Origin of the sequence: Gemmatimonas sp., assembly GCF_044345575.1 — a bacterium.
Lineage (GTDB): Bacteria > Gemmatimonadota > Gemmatimonadetes > Gemmatimonadales > Gemmatimonadaceae > Gemmatimonas.
The window spans coordinates 1-5024 of sequence record NZ_JBIJAW010000247.1; the positions used below are offsets into that span (position 1 = coordinate 1).

The window sequence follows — 5024 nt, forward strand, 5'->3', positions numbered from 1 at the left end:
GAAGGCCAGCACGGCGGCCGTGGCGATCAGGGAAAGCTTGCGCATCTGAGAAACTCCATGTCAACGAGGTCCAGTAAGTGTAGGACCGGGTGGTCCTAACACTGCCTCGAACACCCGCCAGTGGTACCCCGTTCCCGGGGATACGGTCCTGTGACAGTCCGATACGGTGGGTCCGAAATACGGCTGGAGCGATACGGGCGGGCCGCGGGAGCCCACGGCATGCCGGTTGGGTGTGGTCGACTGAAAGCGCGCCCGTTCAGGGTCGGGTGTCGAGGGTAGAGGGTTGTGGGTGGGTGTTGCACCAACCCACAACCCTACACGTTCGACCCTTCACCCTGAACGGGCGCGCTTTCAGGGATCACTCGTGAGCCGGCGCGTCAGCGCCGCCTCAATCCTCCCTGCTCAGCTCTGCCGACGCCGGCGCGCCACCGCACCCAAGCCCACCAATCCCGCCGCCACCAGCGCGAAGCTGCCCGGCTCCGGCACGCTCACCTGCTCCAGCGAGCCCACCGTCATGTCGTCGAAGGCGAACACATCGTCGTTCGACGAGCCCAGGAAGCGGACCTCGTTGAAGGTGGTGCTGTTGATCGAACCGATGAACTTGAGACCACCACAATAGATGTTCGGGCAGCTGCTGAAGCTCGTGTTATAGGGCGACCACGAGTCGATCAGATTTCCGTCCTTGTAAAACTGGAGGCTGAGGTTCGAGCCGAAGTCGCCGAGATCGATGGCATAGAAACCGAATGCCGCCACGTAGTCACTGAACGTCACCCGGAACGTGGCGGACCGCGTCAGCGTCGCTTCCCAGAAGTTGGTCCCCGAAGTGGGATAGCGGCCGAATCCGTTGGTCGCGCCCGCTTCGGCGGCCACCCCCCCCGTACCGTTGAGCGTCGCAGTTCCCGCCCCCGGGAAGGTCAGCGCGAGCGGAGCGCTACCCGACCGGCTCTCGAACGTCTCGGTACCCACACCGATCAGGTTGGACAGGAAGCTGTTGCGCGCGGCCAGCGCATTCACATTCGTGGCACGGGTCGACTCCGAACCGGTGTTGTCCTCGCCGTAAAAACGGGTCTGCGCACCGGCCGTCGAACCGGCGAGCAGCAGGGCCAGCGGCATCGCCATCAGGTAGTTCGAACGCATTGGCATCTCCAGGGTAGAGGGGGAAGTCCTGAGATGATTTGCAATCCACATGCCAACAAAAGCGAGCTCAGCTATGTCATAAATCACTTCAACACAACAGCTTACGAAGTGATATCGGGACACGACGCATTCGGGTCCGGTTGAGTCTGCCTCAGTGGACCCACAAGCGTTGCACGTCTGCATCGGCAAGCTCTGCTGTATTAGAGTTGCCACAGGTCATCGATCATTTAGTTAGAAAAGTCATCGAGAAGTCCATGTTCGCAGTGCCATTTCTCCGGCGGCTCGTCTGGGTGGCCGCCGCGCTCGCCGGCGTGCTCTGGCCGCTGGTCGCTCTGGGCAATGATGCCGGCCCATTCGGCATGCTCTTCGGTTTCGCCCCCCGTTGGTGGCTCCTGCTCCCCTGGCTGGTGCTCGTCCCGCTCGCCGTCCGCGTAGGAACGGGTCCCCTTGGCGGAGGCACCACGGCCGTGGCCCTCGCCGGCGCCCTCGTCACGCTCTTCGGCGTGGCGCAGTTCGACGTCCCGTCCCGGCTGAGCGCGCTGCCCGTGGGGGCCCCCGCCCGCGGGGACATCCGTGTGGTCACGTACAACACCGACGTCAGTGCGTCGCTGGCCGACCGGCTCCGCAGCGACGTCGCGGCGTGGGACGCCGACATCGTCCTGCTGCAGGACTGCAAAACCGTCGTCGCCGACTCGCTCCGCGCCATCTTCGGCGTGGCGGCGGTGTCCGATCGCTTCTGCATCGCGTCACGCTGGCCGATGCTCGACATCGTCGACGCCGCGTCGCTGGCCACCCCGCCCGACCCGCGGCTGCCCTCCTCGCTCTACGCGGTCCGCGTGCGGGTGCAAACCCCGTACGGCATCATCCCGGTGTATTCCGTGCACCTGCCGAGCCCGCGTGAAGCGCTCGCTGCGGCGCGGTGGCCCGATCCGGCCAATCTGCTCCCCAAGCTGCGCCGGTCACTCGCCGATCGCGGTGCCGCCTCGGCCGCCGTGTCGGCGATCGTGTCGCGCACGGATCCACGCTTCATCGTGGCCGGCGATTTCAATCTGCCTTATGGCAGCGCCCTGCTGCAGCGCGATTGGGGCGATCTCACGAACGCCTTCGCGCATACCGGATTCGGGTTCGGCCACACGATGCAGGCGGGCATCTTCCCGGTGCGCATCGACCACCTGTTCGTGCCCGAGCGGCTGGAGCCGGTGGGCGCCCGCGTGTTGAGCGGATATCCCAGCGAGCACCAGCCGCTGGTGGTGGATCTGGTATGGCGGGGCTAGCGCAGCACGCCCAGAATCAGCGATTCGATAATCCCCAATCCGAAGTACGCCACCAGCACGCTGATGTCGATCATGCCGATGGTGGGGATCACGTTGCGCAGCGGGGCGAGGAACCACTCGGTGAGCACGAAGCTCCAGCGCCACCACTTGGAGTAGGGCCCGCCGCCCACCCAGCTCGCGATGACGCGGGCGAAGAGGGCGATGCGCAGCACGCTGAACGTCCATTGGACCAGCAGCAGCACCAGCCCGGCGCCGCTCTGCGAGGCGTAGGCGAGCATGAGGAACTGGTCGCGCAGGAACTGGATGCCCGACAGGAGTAGCAGGCCGCCCAGCACCACCACCGCCAGCGCCCACCACGGCGCGGCGTAGGGGGTACCGCCGGCCCGCAGCAGCCGGCGCTCCATGGGAGTAATGAGCACCGGATCGATCTTCTCGCGCACGAACCGCGCGACCGGCGAGAACGGCGAGATGCGCCGCGTGCGCACCCCCCAGCTGGTGATGGCGCCCACGCCTGCGATGAACCCCGCGGCAAAGACGAGGGGGCGCAGCAGCACGAGGACGGTATTCAGGAGTCCGGCGACGGTCTCGATCATGGGGGAATTATACCCGGGCGCCCGTTGGGCGCGGAACGGCGTAAGGGGTAATGAGTTGCCTCCCAACTGAACTGCGCCGTGCAGTTAGGTGGCAACTCCTAACTTTTTACGCTGTTGCAGTCCCTATTCAGGGACTGCCAACGCCGCGGCCGCTGCGAATGCGACTAGAGTTCCCGGGGCGTTTGCTGTCGACCGTGGACGATCGCGACGATCTGGATGACGTCCTTATTCACCCTGTAAAACACGCGATAGCTCTCGACGACCAACTCCCGTATGTCGAGGTCCCGAGCCTCAGCAGCCTGCTTGCCCAGCTGCGGATGGGCACGAAGCAGTTGCACGCGTTGGTCGATACGGGCGACCACATTTTCAGCGTAAACCGCTGAAGTGCGGCTGATGAACTCGGCAATGCCCGCGAGGTCAAAAACCGCGCGGTCGGTCCATCGTAGCGGCAACACTAGGCGGGGCGACGGATGCCGGCACGAACGCGAGCCATTGCGGTGTCGTGGTCTACGGTCCGGCCGGCCTCCGCGTCCGCAAGGCCCTGCTCGATTGCCTGGCGGACGTACACCTCGTAAGCGAGGTCGTCCCACCCAGCCCCCGCCGGGAGCTGCTCGACAAGACGTTTCGCATCATTGCGGATGTCAGGAATGTCGGCCATGACTGCAAGCTGTTCCGAACGGCCCGAGTCCGCAACGCCCCATGCGGCAGGTTAGCTCGCGCCGTGAAGTCAGGTGCTAACTCGCCGCGCCGTGCAGTCAGGTGGCAACTCCTAACGCCGTGCAGTCAGGTGGCAACTCCTAACCCTTTACGCTGTTCCGGCGCCCGAAGGGCGCCCCACGCTCGAGTACTCGAACCCCAGCCCCCTCACCACCTCCGGCCGGTACACGTTGCGCAAGTCCACGAACACGCGCCCCGTCATCGCCGTCTGAAGACGCGTGAGGTCCAGCCCCCGAAACTCGTTCCACTCCGTCACCAGCGCCACGGCGTGCGCACCGGTCGCCGCCTGGTACGCGTCCTCGCACCATTCCACGCCGGGGAGCAGCGGCCCCGCCTCGCGCATAGCGGCCGGGTCGTAGGCCTTCACATGCGCTCCGGCATCCTGCAGTGCCGGAATGATCGACAGACTTGGCGCGTCGCGCATGTCGTCGGTGTTGGGCTTGAACGCCACGCCCAGCACCGCGATGGTCTTGCCGCGCACGCTGCCGCCGCACGCTTGCATGATGCGGCCGGCCATTGCCCCCTTCCGGCGATCATTGATCTGCACGGTGGTTTCGACGAGGCGCATCGGCGAGCCCGCGTCCTGCGCCGTGCGGGCGAGCGCCAACGTGTCCTTGGGGAAGCAGCTGCCGCCGTACCCCGGTCCCGCGTGCAGAAACTTCTTGCCGATGCGCCCGTCGAGCCCCATGCCGCGCGCCACGTCCTGTACGTCGGCGCCCAGCTTCTCGCACAGGTCGGCGATCTCGTTGATGAACGTGATCTTGGTGGCGAGAAACGCGTTCGCGGCGTACTTGGTGAGCTCGGCCGTCTCGAGGCTCGTCATCACGATGGGCGTTTCCATGAGATACAGCGGGCGATACAACTCGCGCAGCACCTCGCGCGCGCGGTCGTGCTCGCAGCCGATCACCACGCGGTCGGGGCGCATGAAATCGCCGATGGCTGAGCCCTCGCGCAGGAACTCCGGGTTGCTCGCCACCGCGAAGTCGGCGGTGGGGTTGGTCTCGCGCACCAGCTCGGCCACGCGGCGCCCCGTGCCCACCGGTACGGTGCTCTTGGTCACGATCACGGTGAAGCCGGACAGGGCCCTCGCCACTTCGATGGCTGCTGCCTCCACGTAGCGGAGATCGGCGTGGCCATCGCCGCGCCGGCTGGGGGTACCCACCGCCAGGAACACTGCGTCGGCCTCGGCCACCGCACTCGCGAGCTCGGTAGTGAAGCGCAGGCGCCCGCTCTTCTGCCCCGTGGCCACGAGGTCGTCGAGTCCTGGCTCGTAGATAGGGATCTCCCCCGCGCGGAGCCGGTC

At 66.2% G+C, this 5024-nt stretch carries 6 protein-coding genes; 1 reads left to right on the forward strand and 5 read right to left on the reverse strand.

Translation table 11 applies throughout. The annotated features are described in order from the left end of the window. Positions 1–402 precede the first annotated feature (402 nt). Positions 403–1143, reverse strand: a complete 741-nt coding sequence (locus ACIQ6O_RS12715; protein ID WP_396208164.1) for a PEP-CTERM sorting domain-containing protein — start codon at positions 1141–1143, stop codon at positions 403–405. 248 nt (positions 1144–1391) lie between these two features. Here ACIQ6O_RS12715 and ACIQ6O_RS12720 point away from each other — a divergent pair, with 248 nt between their 5' ends. Continuing rightward, positions 1392–2411 carry an endonuclease/exonuclease/phosphatase family protein gene (locus tag ACIQ6O_RS12720; protein ID WP_396208165.1) on the forward strand — a complete coding sequence of 340 codons (1020 nt, stop codon included), beginning with the start codon at positions 1392–1394 and terminating at the stop codon, positions 2409–2411. Here ACIQ6O_RS12720 and ACIQ6O_RS12725 read toward each other — a convergent pair. From ACIQ6O_RS12725 to ACIQ6O_RS12740, 4 genes are all read right to left on the reverse strand, one after another. Beyond that, positions 2408–3004: a YggT family protein gene (locus tag ACIQ6O_RS12725; protein WP_396208166.1), complete on the reverse strand. Its 597-nt coding sequence runs from the start codon at positions 3002–3004 to the stop codon at positions 2408–2410. The two genes, ACIQ6O_RS12720 and ACIQ6O_RS12725, sit on opposite strands and share 4 nt — an antisense overlap. Before the next feature lie 164 nt (positions 3005–3168). Next, complete coding sequence (locus ACIQ6O_RS12730; RefSeq protein ID WP_396208167.1) at positions 3169–3459, reverse strand: type II toxin-antitoxin system RelE/ParE family toxin; 291 nt, start codon at positions 3457–3459, stop codon at positions 3169–3171. Then, entirely contained in the window at positions 3459–3662 is a 204-nt protein-coding gene (locus tag ACIQ6O_RS12735) for a hypothetical protein (RefSeq protein WP_396208168.1), read from the reverse strand. The genes ACIQ6O_RS12730 and ACIQ6O_RS12735 overlap by 1 nt, the downstream gene beginning before the upstream one ends. A gap of 147 nt (positions 3663–3809) precedes the next feature. Further along, the coding region (locus tag ACIQ6O_RS12740) for a UDP-glucose dehydrogenase family protein (protein ID WP_396208169.1) at positions 3810–5024 on the reverse strand (1215 nt) is incomplete at its 5' end.

What these genes read in the sequence shown, in the direction of transcription:
- ACIQ6O_RS12715 (WP_396208164.1), bottom strand. Translation starts at nt 1,143, where the DNA reads ATGCCAATGCGTTCGAACTACCTGATGGCGATGCCGCTGGCCCTGCTG.
- ACIQ6O_RS12720 (WP_396208165.1), top strand. Translation starts at nt 1,392, where the DNA reads ATGTTCGCAGTGCCATTTCTCCGGCGGCTCGTCTGGGTGGCCGCCGCG.
- ACIQ6O_RS12725 (WP_396208166.1), bottom strand. Translation starts at nt 3,004, where the DNA reads ATGATCGAGACCGTCGCCGGACTCCTGAATACCGTCCTCGTGCTGCTG.
- ACIQ6O_RS12735 (WP_396208168.1), bottom strand. Translation starts at nt 3,662, where the DNA reads ATGGCCGACATTCCTGACATCCGCAATGATGCGAAACGTCTTGTCGAG.